General features: G+C 63.3%; 20 protein-coding genes. 17 read left to right on the forward strand and 3 right to left on the reverse strand.

Translation table 11 applies throughout. From position 1 onward, the window contains the following. Nucleotides 1–8: 8 nt before the first annotated feature. Nucleotides 9–1,478, reverse strand: coding sequence for a peptide MFS transporter (locus IV500_RS10730; protein ID WP_196396805.1), 1,470 nt, complete (start codon nucleotides 1,476–1,478; stop codon nucleotides 9–11). Between the two features lie 238 nt (nucleotides 1,479–1,716). Between IV500_RS10730 and IV500_RS10735 the strand changes: the two genes are divergently transcribed. Beyond that, nucleotides 1,717–2,043 (forward strand): rhodanese-like domain-containing protein, encoded by a 327-nt coding sequence (locus IV500_RS10735; protein ID WP_196396806.1) that lies wholly within the window; start codon nucleotides 1,717–1,719, stop codon nucleotides 2,041–2,043. Nucleotides 2,044–2,164: 121 nt separating this feature from the next. After that, on the forward strand, nucleotides 2,165–2,380 hold the full coding sequence (locus IV500_RS10740) for a hypothetical protein (protein ID WP_196396807.1): 216 nt from the start codon (nucleotides 2,165–2,167) through the stop codon (nucleotides 2,378–2,380). Nucleotides 2,381–2,388: 8 nt separating this feature from the next. Here the strand turns inward: IV500_RS10740 and IV500_RS10745 are convergent, their stop codons facing one another. Then, a complete protein-coding gene (locus IV500_RS10745; RefSeq protein ID WP_196396808.1) occupies nucleotides 2,389–3,444 on the reverse strand; it encodes a diacylglycerol/lipid kinase family protein in 1,056 nt (351 codons plus the stop codon). Nucleotides 3,445–3,559: 115 nt separating this feature from the next. Here IV500_RS10745 and serS point away from each other — a divergent pair, with 115 nt between their 5' ends. After that, complete coding sequence (gene serS / locus IV500_RS10750) at nucleotides 3,560–4,873, forward strand: serine--tRNA ligase (RefSeq protein WP_196396809.1); 1,314 nt, start codon at nucleotides 3,560–3,562, stop codon at nucleotides 4,871–4,873. A 45-nt stretch (nucleotides 4,874–4,918) separates the two neighbouring features. Beyond that, complete coding sequence (locus tag IV500_RS10755; RefSeq protein ID WP_196396810.1) at nucleotides 4,919–5,812, forward strand: HAD family hydrolase; 894 nt, start codon at nucleotides 4,919–4,921, stop codon at nucleotides 5,810–5,812. A 95-nt stretch (nucleotides 5,813–5,907) separates the two neighbouring features. Here IV500_RS10755 and IV500_RS10760 read toward each other — a convergent pair whose 3' ends face one another. Continuing rightward, nucleotides 5,908–6,396, reverse strand: a complete 489-nt coding sequence (locus IV500_RS10760) for an inorganic diphosphatase (RefSeq protein WP_196396811.1) — start codon at nucleotides 6,394–6,396, stop codon at nucleotides 5,908–5,910. 277 nt (nucleotides 6,397–6,673) lie between these two features. Between IV500_RS10760 and dacB the strand changes: the two genes are divergently transcribed. The 13 genes from dacB (at nucleotide 6,674) to IV500_RS10825 (ending at nucleotide 19,446) form a co-directional block, all read left to right on the forward strand. After that, complete coding sequence (dacB, locus tag IV500_RS10765) at nucleotides 6,674–8,098, forward strand: D-alanyl-D-alanine carboxypeptidase/D-alanyl-D-alanine endopeptidase (protein WP_196396812.1); 1,425 nt, start codon at nucleotides 6,674–6,676, stop codon at nucleotides 8,096–8,098. 34 nt (nucleotides 8,099–8,132) lie between these two features. Further along, the gene (locus tag IV500_RS10770) at nucleotides 8,133–9,266 is read left to right on the forward strand and encodes an Rv3626c family coenzyme F420 biosynthesis-associated protein (protein WP_376770203.1); all 1,134 of its coding nucleotides are present in this window, start codon (nucleotides 8,133–8,135) and stop codon (nucleotides 9,264–9,266) included. Between the two features lie 5 nt (nucleotides 9,267–9,271). Further along, nucleotides 9,272–10,369, forward strand: a complete 1,098-nt coding sequence (gene tilS, locus IV500_RS10775; protein WP_196396814.1) for a tRNA lysidine(34) synthetase TilS — start codon at nucleotides 9,272–9,274, stop codon at nucleotides 10,367–10,369. A 36-nt stretch (nucleotides 10,370–10,405) separates the two neighbouring features. Next, nucleotides 10,406–10,957, forward strand: a complete 552-nt coding sequence (gene hpt / locus IV500_RS10780; protein ID WP_196396815.1) for a hypoxanthine phosphoribosyltransferase — start codon at nucleotides 10,406–10,408, stop codon at nucleotides 10,955–10,957. A 246-nt stretch (nucleotides 10,958–11,203) separates the two neighbouring features. Next, nucleotides 11,204–13,297, forward strand: coding sequence for an ATP-dependent zinc metalloprotease FtsH (gene ftsH / locus IV500_RS10785; RefSeq protein WP_196396816.1), 2,094 nt, complete (start codon nucleotides 11,204–11,206; stop codon nucleotides 13,295–13,297). Nucleotides 13,298–13,304: 7 nt separating this feature from the next. Further along, a complete protein-coding gene (folE, locus tag IV500_RS10790; RefSeq protein ID WP_196396817.1) occupies nucleotides 13,305–13,982 on the forward strand; it encodes a GTP cyclohydrolase I FolE in 678 nt (225 codons plus the stop codon). A gap of 12 nt (nucleotides 13,983–13,994) precedes the next feature. Next, entirely contained in the window at nucleotides 13,995–14,972 is a 978-nt protein-coding gene (gene folP / locus IV500_RS10795) for a dihydropteroate synthase (protein WP_196396818.1), read from the forward strand. Next, nucleotides 14,969–15,355 (forward strand): dihydroneopterin aldolase, encoded by a 387-nt coding sequence (folB, locus tag IV500_RS10800; protein ID WP_196396819.1) that lies wholly within the window; start codon nucleotides 14,969–14,971, stop codon nucleotides 15,353–15,355. Before folP ends, folB begins: the two co-directional genes overlap by 4 nt. Nucleotides 15,356–15,398: 43 nt before the next feature. Further along, complete coding sequence (gene folK, locus IV500_RS10805; protein ID WP_196396820.1) at nucleotides 15,399–15,941, forward strand: 2-amino-4-hydroxy-6-hydroxymethyldihydropteridine diphosphokinase; 543 nt, start codon at nucleotides 15,399–15,401, stop codon at nucleotides 15,939–15,941. Nucleotides 15,942–16,040: 99 nt separating this feature from the next. Continuing rightward, the gene (locus IV500_RS10810) at nucleotides 16,041–16,541 is read left to right on the forward strand and encodes a DUF3180 domain-containing protein (RefSeq protein WP_196396821.1); all 501 of its coding nucleotides are present in this window, start codon (nucleotides 16,041–16,043) and stop codon (nucleotides 16,539–16,541) included. Further along, nucleotides 16,534–17,043 carry a PH domain-containing protein gene (locus IV500_RS10815; protein ID WP_196396822.1) on the forward strand — a complete coding sequence of 170 codons (510 nt, stop codon included), beginning with the start codon at nucleotides 16,534–16,536 and terminating at the stop codon, nucleotides 17,041–17,043. The genes IV500_RS10810 and IV500_RS10815 overlap by 8 nt, the downstream gene beginning before the upstream one ends. Continuing rightward, nucleotides 17,040–18,548 carry a PH domain-containing protein gene (locus tag IV500_RS10820; protein ID WP_312875901.1) on the forward strand — a complete coding sequence of 503 codons (1,509 nt, stop codon included), beginning with the start codon at nucleotides 17,040–17,042 and terminating at the stop codon, nucleotides 18,546–18,548. The genes IV500_RS10815 and IV500_RS10820 overlap by 4 nt, the downstream gene beginning before the upstream one ends. Next, on the forward strand, nucleotides 18,538–19,446 hold the full coding sequence (locus tag IV500_RS10825; protein WP_196396823.1) for a Rossmann-like and DUF2520 domain-containing protein: 909 nt from the start codon (nucleotides 18,538–18,540) through the stop codon (nucleotides 19,444–19,446). Before IV500_RS10820 ends, IV500_RS10825 begins: the two co-directional genes overlap by 11 nt. The last annotated feature ends 39 nt before the right edge of the window (nucleotides 19,447–19,485 follow it).

The raw sequence follows: 19,485 nt of genomic DNA on the forward strand, positions 1-19,485 counted from the left end.
AATTCCGGTCAGTGCACCCCGGCCATCAGTTTTTTGATGGGCTTGGCGCCCAGCGCCAGGACTATGCCCAGCACTATTGCGGTAAGGCCGATCACGGCAAAGTAAGGCATTTCATTGTCCTCCTGGTAGTAACCTGCAAACACCCCGGAGAGCGCCGTCCCCAGTGACACGGAGAGGAAGAACAGCGCGACCATCTGCGTGTGGAACGCCTTGGGCGCCAGCTTGGTGGCCAGAGAAAGTCCAACGGGCGAGAGCAGCAGCTCGGCGATAGTGAACAGCAGCAGGATCCATACCAGGGCCAGCAATGGCACCGACGCCACGCCCGCCACGGGGATGAAGCTGAGGTACGCCAGACCCATGACCACCAGCGCCGCCGCAAACTTGATCGGCGTGGTCCACTGCCGGGAACCGAGCTTGGTCCACAGTGCCGCAAATACACCGGCGAAGATAATGATGAAGACAGGGTTGATGGAGGCGGCCCAGCTGGCCGGCATTTCCCAGCCGAACAGGTTCCGGTCCAGCCGCTTATCTGCATAGAGGGCCACCACAGTGAACTGCTGCTGGAACAGGGACCAGAAGGCGGCGCTGGCAATGAACAGGGGGATGAATGAGTAGACCCTGCTCCGCTCCAGGGCGTCGACTTTCCTGCTGGACAGTATGACGATGAAATACGCTATGGTCGCGAGCACAACGATGCCGACAACGACCCACTTCAGGTTCTCGGCGGTCACCAACCCGGTCAGTACCGCAAGGACAATAACGACGACGACGGCGGCACCAACGCCGATCATCAGCGGGTAGCGGCTGCGCGGCAGCGGATTCGAGACCAAGTGGGCTTCCTTGGGGAGATTCCTGCGCGTCAGTCCGTACTGCGTCAAACCGATTGCCATACCCACGGCGGCGGCGCCGAATCCGTAGTGGAACCCGAGCGTTGTCTGCAGCAGCCCGGTCAACAGCGGGCCAATCAGGCCACCGATGTTGATGCCCATGTAGAAGATGGAGAATCCCGCATCGCGCCGATCATCCTTTTCCCCATACAGCGAACCAACGAGGGACGTCGCGTTCGCCTTGAGCCCACCGGAACCGATCGCGACCATGATCAGTCCAGCGCTCAGCCCGCCGGCCCCCGGAAGCAGCGCCAGCGATATGTGCCCGGCCATAATCACGATGGCGCTGTAGAACAGCACCCGCTCCGGGCCCAGCAGCCGGTCGGCCACCCAGGCGCCAAGAATGGTGGACAGATAAACACCGCCGCCGTAAGCGCCGACGAGTCCGACGGCAACGGTCTCGTCGATCCCCAAGCCACCCTCGGTGACGGTGTAGTACATGTAATAGGCAAGGATGCCCTGCATCCCGTAAAACGAGAACCGTTCCCAGAGTTCAACACTGAACAGGTTCAGGAGCATCTTGGGCTGGCCGAAAAATGACTTATCCGCGGATGGTTTTGGCGTTCCGGCGGAAGTTTGTTTTGTGCTCATTCATTCCATTTTGGCACTGACGGGCGTCCACGGTCACATGTCTGTCAATTTCAGCGCCCGGCTGCGCAACCGGGACCGCGGCTTTCGGGCTTCTGTGGAGGGCATCCACCTGTCTGACGTACGTGCGAAAGTGTCGTGCCCGCTTTCCGCCCGGCCTGGACTAAGACGATAAACTTGGGCGAAATCCATGTTACAAAAATGCCCATGAAAGAACACGCGAAGGGAAAAGGAGAGCACAATGGCTGACATTCTGACGACTGAGGTGACGGCGCTGGACGGGAATTCCCGGATTCTTGACGTCCGCGAGGATTACGAGTGGGAAGCGGGGCACATTGCCGGGGCGCTGCACATTCCGCTTGAGCAGATTCCGGCGCGATTGAATGAGCTCGATCCGGACGAGGATCTCCAGGTCATTTGCCGCACCGGCGGCCGCTCGCTACGTGCCACTACATGGTTGACGGAGAACGGCTATTCGGCGGCAAATGTCGCCGGCGGTATGGGTGCGTGGGCCGATGCCGAACGCCCAATGGTGTCGGAAAATCAGCAACCCCCGCGGGTTCTCTAGCAGCGGCATTCCCACCGGCATTGAAGTGCCGGGATTGAAAGCGCGGACATTGAAAGTAAGCTGGATAAACCCCATCGCGGGGCGTGCACGGGGGAGTGCACCGACAGATAAGGCGGACCCAATGAGCGAAAACGTTCACACCGGCAAGGACAGCAATGACGATGGCACCATCACCAATCCCGGTGCCCAATACGAGCGCGACGATTCGGTCGGCGATGCCGCGGATGACGCCAATGAGCTGCGCTTCAGCGAGGAAGAAGAGCTGATCACCGAACAGGGCCACGCGGAGCAGTCCCCCGGCGACGTCGGTAGGGAAGCTGCTCCGCCGGTCATCTAGCGGTTCCGTTACTGCGGCTTAACCCTTACCAGTAGTGCCTTGGGCTCGACGGCGACGGTCACCTTCGTTGCTTTGCCGAAGATGTCGCCGTCGAGCTGGGTTTCCTCCGGGACGGCGGTACGGATGGTGATTGTCTTTGCCCTGTAATAGTCGATCACCGGCAGTCGGCCCTTGTGCTGAAGGACAATTTTCACCGCCATCGCGGCCCAGCCCAGAGCGCTGCGCGGGCTGGCCACCACAACGTCCAAAACGCCGTCGTCGAGCAGCGCATTGGGGACAAAGTCAATGCCTCCGGGAAGTAGTCCGCAGTTGGCAAAGAGCACCGTCCGTACCTTGCGCTGCTGCGGATCCTGACCATCCATGGCGATGCTGATCTTCTTCCGCCGGCCGGGCAGATGGCGCATCCCTGCCTCGCTGTATGCCAGCCAGCCCATCGAACTCTTGAGCCGGCTGCTGGTGTCGCCGAGCACCTCGGCATCCATGCCCAAACCTCCGATAACCAGGAACGCGTGCTTGGAGCTGGCTCCCGTTACAGAGTTCTCCATGGCCATCGTGGCCGTATCAATATGGCGCTGATGACCGAACAGCGCGGTCTGCACGTCGCTGTGAATGTCATTAATGCGCAGGCCCAGGTTCCGGGCCAGCAGATTGCCGGTGCCCAGTGGAATGATCCCCATCGGCATTTGCGTGTGCCGCAGAACTTCCGCCACCACGCGCACCGTACCGTCTCCGCCGCATACGACGATGACGTCCGCCCCGTAATCCAGCGCACGCCGGGCCTGTGAGTACCCCGGATCCGCCATAGTGGTTTCCAGGAAGATGGGTTCCTTCCAGCCTGCCAGCGCAGCCGAGCGCAGGATGAAGGTTTTGGCATCGGCGGCACCGGTCTTGACCGGGTTGAGGATCACGGCCACCTTCTGTTGGCCTGTCTGACCCTTGTGCGGGACCTCCCCGACGGCGCTGCGGGTGTGCTTTTGCGCCAGTTTGCGCACACCCCACCAGCTGGCGGTCAGGAAGGCAAGGGACGCTAAAACTATGATGAGGACCAGAACCGAGGTGGGCATAATCCTCTAACAATAGCCGCTGGCAGGCCGGTGACGCGGCCCGCGGATTGTGCACCCGCGCAGGGCTCCGGGCAGCCTGCACCTGCCCGGGCGTGCGGTTGGATACGCTTAGAACGTGATCGACGTCAAAGACCTCAGCGAAAATCCCGATAATTACCGAGCCAGCCAGCGGGCGCGCGGCGCCGATTCCGCTGTGATCGACGCGGTCATGGCTGCCGATGTGGAGCGCAGGAACGCCATTAGCGGCTACGAAGCGCTCCGGGCCCGGCAAAATTCCTTCGGGAAGAAGGTAGCGCAGGCCCAGGGTGGCGAAAAGCAGACGTTGCTGGCGGAGGTGAAGGACCTCGCGGGGCAGGTGAAGGCCGCGTCGGCGCGGGCCGATACCGCTGCCGCTGCTGCGGATGTACTGGTTCGAGGCATGGCAAATCTGGTTTCCTCCGGTGTTCCGGCCGGTGGTGAAGACGACTATGTGGTGCTGCGTACCGTGGGAACTCCCCGGGATTTCGCCGCCGAGGGGTTCAAACCCAAGGATCATCTGGAAATCGGTGAGCTGATCGGTGCCATTGACATGGAACGGGGCGCCAAGGTTTCCGGCTCGCGTTTTTACTTCCTTCGGGGCGTTGGAGCCAGACTGGAGCTGGCGTTGCTGCAGCTGGCGATGGATCAGGCCATCGACGCGGGGTTCACGCCCATGATCACGCCGACTTTGGTGCGGCCGGAGACCATGGCCGGCACCGGATTCGACGTCAAGCACGACGCTGAAATTTATCGGCTGGCCGAAGATGACCTGTATCTTGTCGGCACCTCGGAGGTCGCCCTTGCCGGGTACCACGGCGACGAGATCCTGGATTTGTCCGGCGGTCCGCTGCGCTATGCGGGCTGGTCATCCTGCTACCGGAGGGAAGCCGGATCGCACGGCAAGGATACCCGCGGCATCATCCGCGTGCATCAGTTCAACAAGGTGGAAATGTTCACGTACACCACAGTGGAGGAGGCGGACGCGGAGCATCAGCGCCTGCTCGGCTGGGAGGAACAAATGCTGGCAAAGGTGGAGCTGCCGTATCGGGTCATCGACACGGCAGCGGGGGATCTGGGGCAATCCGCCGCCCGTAAATTTGACTGCGAGGCCTGGATTCCCACCCAGGAGGCCTACCGCGAACTCACCTCGACCTCCAATTGCACCACCTACCAGTCGCGCCGTCTGAATATCCGCGAACGCGTGCCGGCACCGGCTGGTACGCCGAAGCAGGGCGGAAGCAAGGACACCAAGGGTGGGACCCGCGCCGTCGCTACGCTCAATGGGACGCTCGCGACCACGCGGTGGATCGTTGCCATTCTGGAACACCACCAAAATCCGGACGGTTCGGTCAATGTCCCGGCGGCGCTGCGCAAATATCTTGGTGGCCTTGAGGTCTTTCCGGTGCTGTGATCTGGTTCCTAGCCAGCGGCCGCTTTTATCTGCTTGACTTGGTTAATGACTATTTTGACTCCATCAATGGTCTCTGGCACCGACGACCAGAGGTATGACGAAAGCACTAACATCACTAAAAGCAACGACAACGCTCCCGCGGGTAACCTCCCCGCGCATCTGGTCGCATTGGATGTCGACGGTACCCTGGTGGACCACGACGGGATGATGAGCGACGCTGTGCGCGCCGCCGCCCGCGAGACCGTGGCCGCCGGGCATCAGGTCATCATTGCCACCGGCCGATCCCTGGGCGCGCTGCTGCCGGTCGTTAAGCAGATTGGGTTGCAGCGGGGTTTTGGCGTGGCCAGCAACGGCGGCGTGACCGTGCGGCTGGATCCGTCTCTGGAATGGGGGTATGAGGTGATCGAGCGCGAAACATTCGACCCGCGTCTTGCCCTGACCGCGTTGCGGGAGCGCCTGCCGGGGGCCCGTTATGCGGTGGAGGATGTGCACGGCAATTTCCTCGCCACCGAGCGCTTTCAGGACCGCAGTTTCGGCATTGAAGCCAGGGGCGTAGATTTCCAGCACCTGCTCGGCCTCGAAGCGGTACGCGTGGTGGTGAACAGTACCGACAGCAGTACGGCGGAGTTCGCCGCCGCCATCGCGGAATGCGGGCTGCAGGGGGTCACCTACTCGGTGGGCTGGACGGCGTGGCTGGACATCGCGGCGGCCGGCGTCAGCAAGGCAACTGCGCTGGAAAAGCTCCGCTCGCGCCTGGGTGTGCAGCAATCACATACCGTTGCGGTCGGAGACGGCAACAACGACATCGAAATGCTGACGTGGGCCGCGCGGGGCGTTGCCATGGGGCAGGCCAATGAAGCGGTGCGCGCGGCGGCAAACGAGACGACGGCGTCGGTTTACGACGACGGCGCCGCGCATGTTTTGCGCAGCCTGCTGTAAGGCGGCTCCCGGACCGGGAGCCGCCGTCGTTCCTGCTGCCTGCAAAGCTGCGCTGCGCTCGCTGCGGCATCAGTGCCCGCCGTCAGCGCCCGCCGTCAGTGCCCGGCCGGGACGAAGCGCCTGATTGAGGCTTCGAGCTCGGCCTCGGCCGCCGCGCGGTCTTCCCAGCCCTCGGCCTTGACCCATTTACCCGGTTCCAGGTCCTTGTAATGCGTGAAGAAGTGCTCGATTTCCTGGATCAGGAACTTGTCCACGTCGGAAATCTCCTGGATGTGGTCGTACCGCTTGTCGTCGATGACGCAGAGTACCTTGGCGTCACCGCCACCGTCGTCGGTCATATTGAACACACCGATCGGGCGGGCCTGAACCACAACGCCCGGATGCAGATCGTATTCCTGCAGCATTACCAAGGCATCCAGTGGATCCCCGTCTTCGCCAAGGGTGTTCTCGAAGTAGCCGTAATGCGTGGGGTAGCCCATGGAGGTGAAGAGCACCCGGTCCAGCCGTACCCGGCCCGTCTCGTGGTCGACTTCATACTTGACGCGGGATCCGCGCGGGATCTCGATGGTGACATCGTGCTTCATCTGATGCTCCTTGGCTGTTCGCATGGTTGGGCGCACACCCGCAGCGTCCTGTGTCGGTCAGCGGGTGTCGGTTAGTCGATCTCCGAAAGGCGGCAGCGCTTCCTGCTGCCGCCTGAAGATCAGCAAAGCGAAAGGCGCGCCGGCATTCCGTCTAATATGAGGATATAGCGACCCGCGCTGCACCGTTGCCCTGCGTCCTTGAGCAATGTCTTCCGGCGCTGGCCGCAAGGGAAGGTTCCGCTGTCATTTTCTCCTGCATCAAAGGACGTTATTCCCCATGAGCCGTACGTCGAACGTCCTGGCGGTGGCCCTGTTGGCGCTCATTCTCGGCGTGCTGGCTGTTCCGGTGGGAATCAACCTGGCCCCCGCATTTTCCCCCCCGCCGGCTGCCGCACCGTTGCCGCCAGTGCCCGCGGTGCAGCAGCTGCCGACAGCACTGAGCACTCCCGGCGGAATCAGCGCCCTGTCCGCCGGCGCGCCGATCCCGGACGGCAGGATATTGTCCACGGCGCTCGACGCGACGCTGGTGGCACCGGAAGGCGGAAACTACGCGGCGCTGGTGCAGGACGCTGCGAGCGGCCAGGTGCTGTACAGCCGAAATGCCTCCGCGGGGCGTCTGCCGGCGTCGAGCCAGAAATTGCTCACGGCGCTGACGGCCCTGGCTGCCGTGGGGGCGCAGACCCGGTTCAGCACGGCCGTATTAGCCGGGGACCGGACCGCGAATGGCACCGATTCGATTGTGCTGCGCGGCGGTGGCGACGTGTTGCTCACACCGGGGAAAGGCGATGGGCAGGCTACCGTCGGGCATGCCGGTGTGGCGACGCTGGCGGCACAGACGGCCGTCGCACTCAAAGCCAATGGCACAGCGGCCGTGAGCATCAACGTCGATGACACGCTTTTCACCGGTCCGGCGCTGAACCCGGCGTGGTTACAGGCCGATGTAGACGCCGGCGAGATCGCGCCGGTATTTCCGATGGCCCTCTATGGTGCCCGGCTGGCGCCGGATGCGTCCGTCGGGGTCCGGCCGCAGGACTCGCCGATGCGCGTCGCACTGGTCTTCGCGGCAGCTTTGGCCGCCGAGGGGATCGACGTCAAGCCGGATATCCGGCGCGGTTCCGCGGCCGACGGCGCCGCTACCCTTGCCGCTGTCAGCTCAGCCACGGTGGGCGAGCAGGTCCAATACATGCTGCAGGAGTCGGATAACTACGTGGCCGAAACGCTCGCGCGAATGAGCGCGTTGAAACTGAAGAAGGATGGCTCCTCGGCAGGAGCGAGCGAAGCGGTGCGGGAAACCGTGGGCGCCTTGGGGGTTAAAACCGCCGGTTTGGTGCTGGCAGACAGCTGTGGGCTGGCCGCTGCCGACCGGGTCAGCGCGGAGCAACTGACGCAGGCGGTGAAAATCATGCTCACGGATCCTAACCCGGATCTTCGCTCCGGCATGCTGGGCCTGCCCGTCGCAGGCCTAAGCGGAACTCTGGGCCAACGGTATCTTGGCTCCGATACCGTTGGCGGGGCCGGCTTGGTCCGGGCCAAGACGGGGACGCTGAATTCTGTTATTTCGCTTTCCGGATATGTAGTGGATGCCGACGGAAGGTTATTGGTGTTTTCAGTGATCGGCAACGACCTGGACGCCGGGAGTGCGGCGGCGAAACCCATTATCGACGCAGCCGCGACCATCCTGGCCGGCTGTGGCTGCCGCTGACCGGTTCCTTTCGTTGTGTGATCTGATGGAGACTATGGATTCACCGAACAGCACCGCGGGGCAGGGCACAAGCCTGATCAATTGGGAGCTGGCTGCCTCGACAGCAGCGAAGCTGGCACCTGCAGGACCCGCCTTGAGCGGGGCGGAGATCGGAGCCGCTGTGGCAGATCTGCGCGTGATGGCTGACCGATCCGTGCCGTATGTGCACGAAATTACCGGGCTCGATGCCGCCCGGGATTTGCGCGATTCCCAGGTCCTGATCGTGGACAGGGCATCTTGGGCAAGGGCTAATACGCAGAGTTTCTCGGTCCTGATGGCATCGACGATGGCAGCGTTGGCCAAGAAGCAGTCGGCGCAGCGACCGTCCACTACGGCCGTGAGCGGGACCGTCACCGGAGCACAACTGGGCAGTGTGCTGGCGTTTTTGTCCAGCAAAGTGCTGGGCCAGTATGATCCCTTTGCCGCGCTTTCCCCGGATGCCGGGGCGGAATCTGCGGTTGCCGGTGGCGGCCGACTGCTCCTGGTGGCACCGAACATCCTGTCGGTGGAACGGGAGCTCAATGTTAATCCCGCCGATTTTCGGCTTTGGGTCTGTCTGCACGAGCAGACCCACCGGGTCCAGTTCGCGGCGGCACCTTGGCTGCGGCATCACATGCTCAGTGAGATCGAAAAACTCAGCACGCTACTGGTGGGAGACACCGAAAAACTCACGGAAAAAATGGCATCCGCGGCGCGTTCGCTCGCCCGGAACAGAAAAGACCGAACGGCTGAGACAACCCCGAGCCGGGGCGGCATCCTGGATCTGCTGCAGGATCCGGAGGAAAAGGCCGCGCTATCACACCTGACGGCGGTGATGAGCCTGTTGGAGGGGCATGCGAACGTGGTGATGGATGCGGTGGACGGCGGCATCGTGCCGAGCGTGCGGACCATCCGGCAGCGCTTCAACTCCCGCGGCAAGGACCGTGGAGCGCTGGAGAAGTTCATCCGCAGCCTATTGGGGCTGGATGCCAAGATGCGCCAGTACAGCGACGGTGCACGCTTTGTCCGGGCCGTGGTGGCGGAGACCGGGATGCAGGGGTTCAACCATGTCTGGACCAGCGCGGACCATCTGCCCAATGAGCAGGAGATTCACGATCCCGCCCGCTGGGTCCAGCGGATGGGGCTCTAGCTGCCATGCAGGGCGCACCCCGTCCCCGGTTGAGCCCTGTCGTCGGTAAGGCCCGCAAGGCCGTGGGCGATCTGCTCGGGGTTGGAACCACGGGAGGTCAGCGGAAGGCAGCACAGGCATCCGGAAACACGCACGCGCGCCCGCTGATTCTGGTGGCCTGCAGCGGCGGCCCGGATTCGTTGGCGCTTGCTGCAGTTGCCGCATTTCTGGGCCGCCGCGGAGAAATCCAGGTAGGTGCAGTCATTGTTGATCATCAGCTGCAGCCGCAGAGCCGGGCGGTGGCGGAGGCAACGGCGGGGATACTGCGTGGGCTCGGTCTGGATCCGGTGGAGATCAGCACCGTCACCAGCACGGACGTGGGTGTGGGGCCGGAAGCCGCGGCACGGAACGCGCGGTACGCGGCGCTCGATGAAGCCGCGGCACGGCTGGACGCCCGTACCATGCTGCTCGGCCATACCCTGGATGATCAGGCGGAGTCCGTGCTGTTAGGGCTGGCCCGGGGCTCCGGCACCCGCTCATTAGCAGGTATCCCGCAACGCCGCGGACTGTACTTAAGGCCCTTCCTGGGCCTGCGGCGGGCTGAAACCCTGCAGATCTGTGCCGCCGAGGGACTGCAGCCCTGGCACGATCCGACCAATGAGGACCCGGCGTTTCTGCGCTCCCGGGTCCGGACCCGGGTTCTGCCGTTCCTGCAGGACGAGTTGGGACCCGGTATTGCGCAGTCGCTGTCCCGCTCGGCGCGAATCCTGGCGCAGGACGCGGACTATCTGGATCAACAGGCAGCGGCCGAGTATCACCGGCTGGCCGAGATTTTGAGTACGGATTCTGCTGCGTCCAGGGAGGTCCGGATCTCCGAAGCAGAGCTGCGTGCCCTCCCCGCGGCACTTCGCCAGCGCGTACTGGCGCTTGCCGTCGTCGGGCTTGATGGGGAGCAGCCCAGTTTTGAACGTCTGCTGGCCGCCGAAGCGCTGCTGGCCCGACGGGGATCCGCCGGGCCAGTCGAATTAGCCGGCAGCGTCAGCGTTTACCGGCAACCGCGGGGCCGCTCCGTTCCCCAGGAGCGCTCCGGCTATGGGAAGCTAGTCTTTAGACGCACCGCGTAAGTGCACGCAAAACCCCTTCAACACCAGGAGCAATTGGTGGATTCACAAGACGTCCAGGCCGATCTAAAGCACGTTCTTTACACGAAGGAACAGATCCAGGAGAGGGTCGCGGAATTAGCCGCACAGATCGACGCGGATTATGCCGGCCGTGACGTCCTGCTGGTCGGCGTCCTCAAGGGCGCGGTGATGGTGATGGCGGATCTGGCGCGGTCCCTGCACAGCCACGTGACCATGGACTGGATGGCCGTGTCGTCCTATGGCTCCGGAACGCAATCCTCCGGGGTGGTGCGGATCCTCAAAGACCTGGAAACAGACCTGATGGGCAAGCACGTGCTCATTGTGGAGGACATCATTGACTCGGGACTGACGCTGTCCTGGCTCAAAGCCAACCTGATCTCCCGCGGACCGGCTTCCGTGGAAATCTGCACGCTGCTGCGCAAGCCGCAGGCAGCCAAAGTGGAAATCGACGTCAAATACGTCGGCTATGAGATTCCCAGCGAATTTGTCGTCGGTTACGGTCTGGACTTCGCGGAGAAGTACCGGAATCTGGATTTCATCGGCACCCTCGCTCCGCACATCTACGAGTAAAGGCAGAACTACTTGTGCCCGCTCCGCATTCGCCGGTGCCGCAGCTGGCTGGTTCGGCTACCGGCCGAAGTAAAGGGGTAAGCGGCGGCGGTTTTGCGCTGTCAGGGAACTAAACGCCGGCGCTGATCGTGAAAGTCTGCGGACGTGTAAAGCTAGTACGGTAGTCGTGCAGCTGCGTCTGCATTCTGCAGCAAGCTGACTTATCTGACGTATTGATCGGGAGGGGCGAGGCGCAGCCTCGAGCTCATGAACATTAAGAAAATCTTCAAGGGTCCAATTGTCTGGATCGTTGCGGTTGTTGTGCTGCTCCTGATTGCATTCGGGACTCTTTCCGGCGGCGGCTCGACCAGGATCGACACCTCTGATGGGCTTAGCCTGCTGGATAAGGGCCAGGTTGAGTCGGCGAAGATCTTCAACGGCGAAGACCGGGTGGATCTGGTGCTGAAGAACGACTACACCACCCCGGACGGCGTTAAGGCCGGCAAGGATGTGCAGTTCTTCTTCGTTGATGCGCGCGGCACGGATGTCGTCAAGGCTGTCAGCTCTGCCGGACTTAAGAGTTTTGACGATCAGCCGATCCAGAACAATTTCTGGTCCGGCATCCTCAGCCTAATCTTCCCGGTAATTATTCTGGGTGCCATTTTCTGGTTCCTGCTGTCCCGGATGCAAGGCGGCGGTTCCAAGGTGATGCAGTTTGGCAAGTCCAAGGCCAAACTGATCACCAAGGATCATCCGCAGGTGACGTTCACCGATGTTGCCGGAGCCGATGAAGCCGTGGAGGAACTACACGAAATCAAGTCGTTCCTGCAGGAGCCCGCCAAATTCCAGGCCGTCGGCGCAAAGATTCCCAAGGGCGTGCTGCTCTATGGTCCTCCCGGAACGGGTAAGACGCTGCTGGCCAGGGCCGTTGCCGGCGAAGCCGGGGTCCCGTTCTACTCCATCTCCGGTTCAGACTTTGTCGAAATGTTCGTCGGCGTCGGTGCCTCCAGGGTCCGTGATCTCTTCGAGCAGGCCAAGGCAAACTCACCGGCCATCATTTTTGTGGACGAGATCGACGCCGTAGGTCGCCACCGTGGTGCCGGTATCGGCGGCGGAAACGACGAGCGCGAGCAGACATTGAACCAGCTGTTGGTCGAGATGGACGGCTTTGATGTCAAAACCAACGTGATCCTGATCGCGGCCACCAACCGCCCGGACGTTCTGGATCCGGCATTGCTGCGGCCCGGACGCTTTGACCGCCAGATTCCCGTCGAGGCGCCGGACCGGATTGGCCGCGAGCAGATCCTGCGCGTCCATGCACAAGGTAAGCCAATGGCCCCCGGTGTGGATCTCAACGCGGTGGCTAAAAAGACCCCGGGCTATACCGGCGCGGATCTGGCTAACGTGCTCAACGAGGCAGCCCTGCTGACCGCCCGCTCCAATGCACAGCTGATCGACGACCGGGCCCTGGATGAGGCGATTGACCGTGTCATGGCCGGACCGCAGAAGCGCACCCGAGTGATGAAGGAACTGGAACGCAAGATCACCGCGTACCACGAGGGCGGGCATGCCCTGGTCGCCGCGGCCCTGAGGAATACAGCCCCGGTCACGAAAATCACCATTCTGCCCCGCGGACGGGCACTGGGTTACACCATGGTCGTCCCGGAGGACGACAAGTATTCCATCACACGCAATGAGCTGCTCGACCAGATGGCATACGCAATGGGCGGCCGCGCGGCCGAGGAGATCGTCTTCCACGATCCCTCCACAGGAGCCTCCAATGACATTGAAAAGGCAACCGCAACGGCCCGCAAGATGGTCACGCAATTCGGCATGAGCGAGCGGATCGGTGCGGTAAAGCTGGGCACCGGCGGTGGCGAGCCGTTTATGGGCCGTGATGCCGGCCACGATCGGGATTACTCGGATCAGGTGGCTTACGTCATCGATGAGGAAGTGCGCCGGCTGATAGACCAGGCCCATGACGAGGCGTACACGATCCTTAACGAAAACCGCGATGTGCTCGATCGCCTGGCGCTGGAACTGCTGGAGCGCGAAACGCTCAACCAGGCCGAAATCCAGTACATTTTCCGCGACATCCGCAAGCGCGAGCTCCGCGACGTATGGCTGTCCAAGCAGACCCGGCCTGTGTCGGATCTGCCGCCGGTGGTCAGTGAGAAGGAACGCCGGGATGCCGCCGCTGCCCATGAGCCGGCTCCTGAAACGGTGCCGCCGCAGGATCAGTTGGCGCACGCCAACCTGCCCGGCAGCGTGGACGCTCCGGGCCCGCCGGCGTCGCACAATGGCAGCAGACCGGGCGAGCCCGGCGATCAGCCACAGCCACCACATCCGGCACAGGGCTGAGTCCGGCATGAGCGATAGTGGCGATACTAACTACCCCAACGGTGACGACCACAACGGTGACGACCACAACGGTGACGACCCCAACGGTGACGACGGCGGGGCGCGGCCAGCCCGGGAGCCGCACGTTGACCTGCCGCGGATCGAGAATGCTGTCCGCGAAATTCTCTTTGCCATCGGGGAAGATCCGGACCGCAGCGGGCTGATAGACACGCCTAAGCGCGTCGCCAAGGCATACCGGGAAGTTTTCGCCGGTCTGCACCAGGATCCCGCTGATATCCTCGGGGTCACCTTTGACATCGCGCATGAGGAAATGGTGCTGGTCAAGGACATTCCGTTCTATTCCACTTGTGAGCACCATCTGGTGCCGTTTCACGGTTCCGCGCACGTTGGGTATATCCCTTCGCCGGAGGGCCGGGTGACGGGGTTGAGCAAATTGGCGCGGCTGGTGGATGTCTATGCAAAACGCCCCCAGGTGCAGGAACGCCTGACAACGCAGATCGTAGAAGCGCTGGTTAAGCACCTCAAGCCACGCGGTGCTATTGTCGTCGTCGAATGTGAACATATGTGCATGTCCATGCGCGGCGTGCGTAAGCCCGGCGCCAAGACCGTGACCAGCGCGGTACGCGGTCTGCTGCACGAGCCCGCGACCCGCGCCGAAGCCATGAGCCTGATTCTCGGAAGGTAACACCGGCACTTTATGGATTCCCTTGCAGCAGCACCCGGAACCGGGCCCGCAACTTCACCTCTGCCGGTTCTGCGGGAGCCAAGACCGGTGGCCGGATTCGATGACCTGCCGACGAATCGGGCGGTCGTGATGGGGATTCTGAACTGCACACCGGATTCGTTCAGTGACGGCGGTGAACACAATTCCCTTGACACTGCGATCGCGCATGGTCTGCGGATGATGTACGCCGGGGCGGACATCATCGACGTCGGCGGCGAATCCACCCGCCCCGGCGCTCCGGAGGTCCCCGCGGAGGAAGAACAGCGCCGGATCCTGCCGGTCATCACGGCCTTGGTGAAGGCCGGGGCGCTAATCAGCGTGGACACCCGGCACGCGCAGACTGCTGCCAAAGCGCTGGACGCGGGCGCCGGCCTGATTAACGATGTCTCCGGTATGAGTGTGCAGCCGGATATGGTGGCACTGGTGGCCAGCCGAGGGGTGCCATACGTACTCATGCACCGCCGGGGTACGGCTAAAACCATGGACGCGCTGACCGACTACACCGACGTCGTGGGGGATGTCATCTCCGAGTTGATGGCTGTGCGGGACCGGTTTTATCAGGCCGGCGTCCGCCCGGAGCAGATCATTGTGGATCCGGGACTGGGATTTTCCAAAAACTCTGATCAGAATTGGGAGCTGCTGACAAATCTGCAGCGCTTCCAGGTGCTCGGCCACCGCCTGCTGGTGGGTACTTCACGTAAGCGGTTCCTGGGTTCCCTGCTGGCCAGCGCCGGAAAGGCCGCCGCGCCCAAGGAGCGCGACAGCGCGACCGTAGCTACCACGGCCCTGGCCGCGGCGAATGGCGCCTGGGGTGTGCGGGTCCATGATGTGGCCGGCAACCTTGCCGCGGCAAAAGTCGCCGCGCGGCAGTGCGCGCCCGTCCCTGTATTCTCCGCTCCTGGTTCGTCTGCTCCTGGTTCGTCCGCTCCTGTTCGGGAGGCCAGCCGATGAGTACGCGGCCGGCACTGCACCGACTCGACCGGATCACTATCACCGGCATCACTGCCATTGGCCGGCACGGAGTCTTCGAGCACGAGAAGCGCGACGGACAGCCCTTCATCGTGGATGCCGTACTTCACACCGATATCCGGGCCGCTGCGGAAACCGACGATCTGCTCCAGACTGCCAACTACGGCGAAACCGCAGAACTAATCTGCGCCCTTATTACCGGGCCTGCCTACGATTTGATCGAAACTCTCGCCGAGCGGATAGCTGCGGAAATTCTGCTTACATTCGCCGTATCCGCGGTCGAAGTCACGATACACAAACCGAAGGCCCCGATCCAGGTTCCTTTCGGTGACGTGACAGTGAGTATTTACCGGGAACAACAGTGAGTATTTACCGGGAACAACAGTGAGCATTCAGCCGGGAGAAAGCGTGAGCGGCGCTGCAGCCGAACCGACCTTTATCAAAGCTGTGCTGGCCCTGGGCAGCAACCTTGGAGAGCGCAATGATACCCTCTGTGCTGCAGTAGCCGAGCTGGTTGACCGGCCCGAGGTGCGGCTGCGGAATGTATCTCCGGTGGTGCAGACCAAGCCCGTTGGGGGCCCGTCCGGTCAGCCGGAGTTTCTGAACATGGTGCTGGAAATCGAGACCTCGCTGCCACCTTACGCCCTGCTGGAACACTGCCAAGCGGTGGAAAATCTGCATCTGCGCGTCCGCGAGGTCCGCTGGGGCGCACGCACGCTGGATGTGGACATCATCACCTACGGCGGTCTGCGCAGCGATGACGAACGGCTGACGCTGCCGCACCCCCGTGCGGCAGAGCGTGCGTTTGTGCTCTGTCCGTGGGCATTAATGGACCCGCAGGCCGTGCTCAACGGTGAGCCCGTCCCGGCCCTGGCCGCAAATGCGCCGGATTTTGCGGGCGTCGACTACTTCGCGGACGACGACGGTTTCCACGTCAGCGCCGAAAGCTGACCTCCAGCAGCTGGCTGGGGAACGGCCGGACTTAATCAAGTGCCGGGAAAGAACTGTACGGTGGAACCAGATGCGCAACCGAGATGGGTGAGGCGAAGCATGAAAACCATCCGGCCTCTCTGGCTGGCCGTAATAGCGTTTGTGTCCGGAGCCGCCGGTTGGGTGGCGACGGTGCTGACCAATCGTGCGAGCCTACCCACTCCCGTGCTGCCGCTGAGCTCGCTGATCACCATGGGAATCATTGTCCTGATGACCTTGGTGTTCGGGTTTCGCGTACGACGCTGGCGCAACGGGAATCGGGACCGGGTGCTCAATCCCATCCTGGCGGCCCGGACTTGGGTACTGGCGCAGGCGTGTGCCTATGCCGGAGCCCTGCTGGTGGGCTGGCATTTAGGCATTCTGGTGGACCAGCTGCCCACCGTTGCCCTGCGCAGCAATCTCACCGTCATTTGGCTGGCTCTGGCCATGGTGGCCGGGGGCCTGGTCATGGTCGCGGTCGGGTTCATAGTGGAACGGTTCTGCCGGATCCCGCCGGAGGACGGGCCGCCGCCGGAGGGGGGAAGGAAACGGACAAGCACGGGCGAGGAAGAATATGCGTGAGCCGATATCCCCAACGGGGCTGGACTTTAGACCGGTCTCCCCGAAGCTTGTCACGGTCCGGCTCCTTGAACGTGGCCTCGGCTCGCTCTTGACCGTTGCGGTGGCCTCCCTTCCGCTGGTGCTGAGCCTGGCCGGCCCGTGGCGCGGCTTTCCCGGCTGGCTCGCGTGGGGAATCCTGCTGCTGACCGTGCTGATTACACTCTGGCGCCTTGCGTTGATTCCGCGCCAGGTCCGCGCCATTGGCTATGCCGAACGGGACGATGATCTGCTGATCCGCGGCGGAATATTCTTTCAGCGGGTCATGGTGGTGCCCTATGGACGGATGCAGTACGTCGATGTTTCCGTCGGCCCCGTGGAGCGGGCCTTCGGCCTGAGCTCGATTAAGCTGCACACGGCTTCGGCGAGCACCAATGCTGTCCTTGCCGGCCTGCCCGCGGCGGAGGCGGCACGGTTGCGCGAGCAGCTCTCCGCCCGCGGTGAGGCAAAGCTGGCCGGGCTGTGAGTACGGTGTCCGGGCCACGCTCGCCAAACGACGAGGCGCAGGGCCTGCCTCCCGACAAGGTGTTCGGACAGGGGGCCGGTTTTCGTACCGACTCCGTGGACGAATGGCATCGGGTGCATGCGGTCTCGCCGCTGGTGCGCGGCTGGCTCGCCGTCGTCGCACTGATTTTCATTTTCGGACGTAACTCCTTTGACGATGTGCTGGCGTCTGTTCGCTCCGGTGGCCGCCAGAGCCCCGCCGGGGCGCCCGCCTGGCTGATTCTTCTGATTCTGGGCGCCGCCGTGGTGGTTTTTGGTATTGCGTTTTTTCTGTCTTGGTATTACACGAGATATCGGGTCACAAATGATCATGTGCGCGTCAATAGTGGCGTGATATTCCGCCAGCAGCGGCAGGCACGGATAGACCGGGTTCAGGCCATCGATGTGGTGCAACCGCTGCTGGCACGGATTTTTGCCCTGGCTGAGCTCAAATTCGAGGTTGCAGACGCTGGAAAATCTGCGATGAAGCTGTCCTTTTTACGGCTGGACGAGGCGCAGCGGCTGCGGGCAGCCATTTTGGCCCGGGCGTCGGGCATGAGCGTGGATCCACGCCAACCATCGGCTGCGCCGCAGGCCCCGGAACGGCCGGTGCTGGCGCTGACGCCGGGTCGGGTTGCCGGCGCAACGCTGCTCTCCGGCATCAGCGTCGCGGCACTGGTTCTCTGCGCCGCCGCCATCGGCGTGCTGATCGCCACCGGCTCGCCGTCGATCCTTGCGGTGTTTATCCCGCTGGCGCTCGCTGTGGCAGCGGCCTATTGGAAGGCGTTCACTACCGACTGCAATTTCCGCGTAGCCCAATCTCCCGACGGAGTCCGGCTGCGCTACGGCATGCTCGATACGCGGGCGCAGACCATCCCGCCCGGAAGAGTGCAGGCCGTGGGAATCACGCAGAGCCCCTGGTGGCGGCCAGCCGGGTGGTACCGCGTCCATATCAACGTTGCCGGCTACGGGTCGGATCATCGGGACAGCGGCGCCCGCACCGTGGTGTTGCCGGCGGGTACCGAGGCGGAGGTTATGACAATTCTGGGGCTGATTTTCCCTGACCCCGGCACCGCCGACCCGCTGGGGGTCTTCCGGGCGGGGCTTCGCGGCAAGGGCCCTGCGTACGGGTTCATCCATTCCCCGCCGCGCGCCCGGCTGCTGGATCCGCTGGCCTGGCGGCGCAATGGCTACCGGTTTACGGACACCGCGCTGCTCTGCCGGCACGGAGTGTTCTTCCGTCGGCTCCAGGTCGTTCCGCATGAGCGCACTCAATCGTTGAGCCTGTTTCAGGGACCGCTAATGCGCCGGCTGGGCCTTGCGGATTTTGAGCTGCATTCCACCGCGGGACCGGTCCGCCCGGTAGTTCATCATCTGGACCTTGCCACGGCACAGGACCTCTTCACCGGGCAGGCCGCCCGTGCCGCCACAGCGCGGCGAATCGGCCGGCCGGACCGCTGGTTAGAGGAGAGCAAGCATGAACAATAAGCCCGGACGCCTGGGCGTCGGGATCATTGGGGCCGGAAAGGTCGGAGCCGTGCTGGGGGCCGCCCTGCGCGCCGCCGGACATGCCGTCGTCGGGGTTTCCGCCGTGTCGGCGAATTCACGGGACCGTGCTGAAATCCTCTTGCCGGGCGTGCCGGTCCTGGAAATTCCGGCGCTGATTGAGCGTTCGGAACTGGTGCTGCTCGCGGTCCCGGATGATGCTCTCCCGATGCTCGTGCAGGGGCTCGCCGCCGCCGGGGCCTGGCAGCAGGGGCAGCTCGTCGCGCACACTTCCGGGCGCTTCGGCACAAGCGTGCTGGCGCCGGCGCGCGCCGCGGGTGCCATACCGCTGGCGCTGCATCCTGCGATGACGTTCACCGGCATGACGCTGGACCTGGCGAGATTGCCTGACTGCTGCTTTGGAGTCAGCGCAGATCCGGCTATGCTGCCGATTGCGCAGGCGCTGGTGGTGGAAATGGGCGCCGAGCCGGTTGTTATCGCGGAGGCGGACAGGGTTCTCTATCACGCCGCATTGGCACATGCCTCTAACCATTTAGTGACGCTGGCGGCGCAGTCCACGCAACTGCTGGCCGACGTTGGCGTCGAAGCACCGGATCGGATGCTCGGACCACTGCTGCGGGCATCGCTGGAGAATGCGCTGGCCTCCGGCGAATCGGCGTTGACCGGCCCCGTCGCGCGCGGCGATGTGGGCACGGTCAAGGCGCATACCCATGCACTGCGGGAGTACAGTGACCGCGACGGGCCGGCAGATTTTTTGGCCGCATATCTCGCCATGACCGCCGCGACCGCGTCGCGGGCAGCCGCGCGGGCTGTGCTGACGCCGGTTCAGCTGCAGCTCATTGAGGCGGCGCTGCGTCCCGATGAACCGCCGCCGGATTAATGTGCACTTTCCGTTCCAAGATGTTTTCCGATCCACGAA

Source organism: Arthrobacter terrae, from assembly GCF_015708085.1.
Lineage (GTDB): Bacteria > Actinomycetota > Actinomycetes > Actinomycetales > Micrococcaceae > Arthrobacter_M > Arthrobacter_M terrae.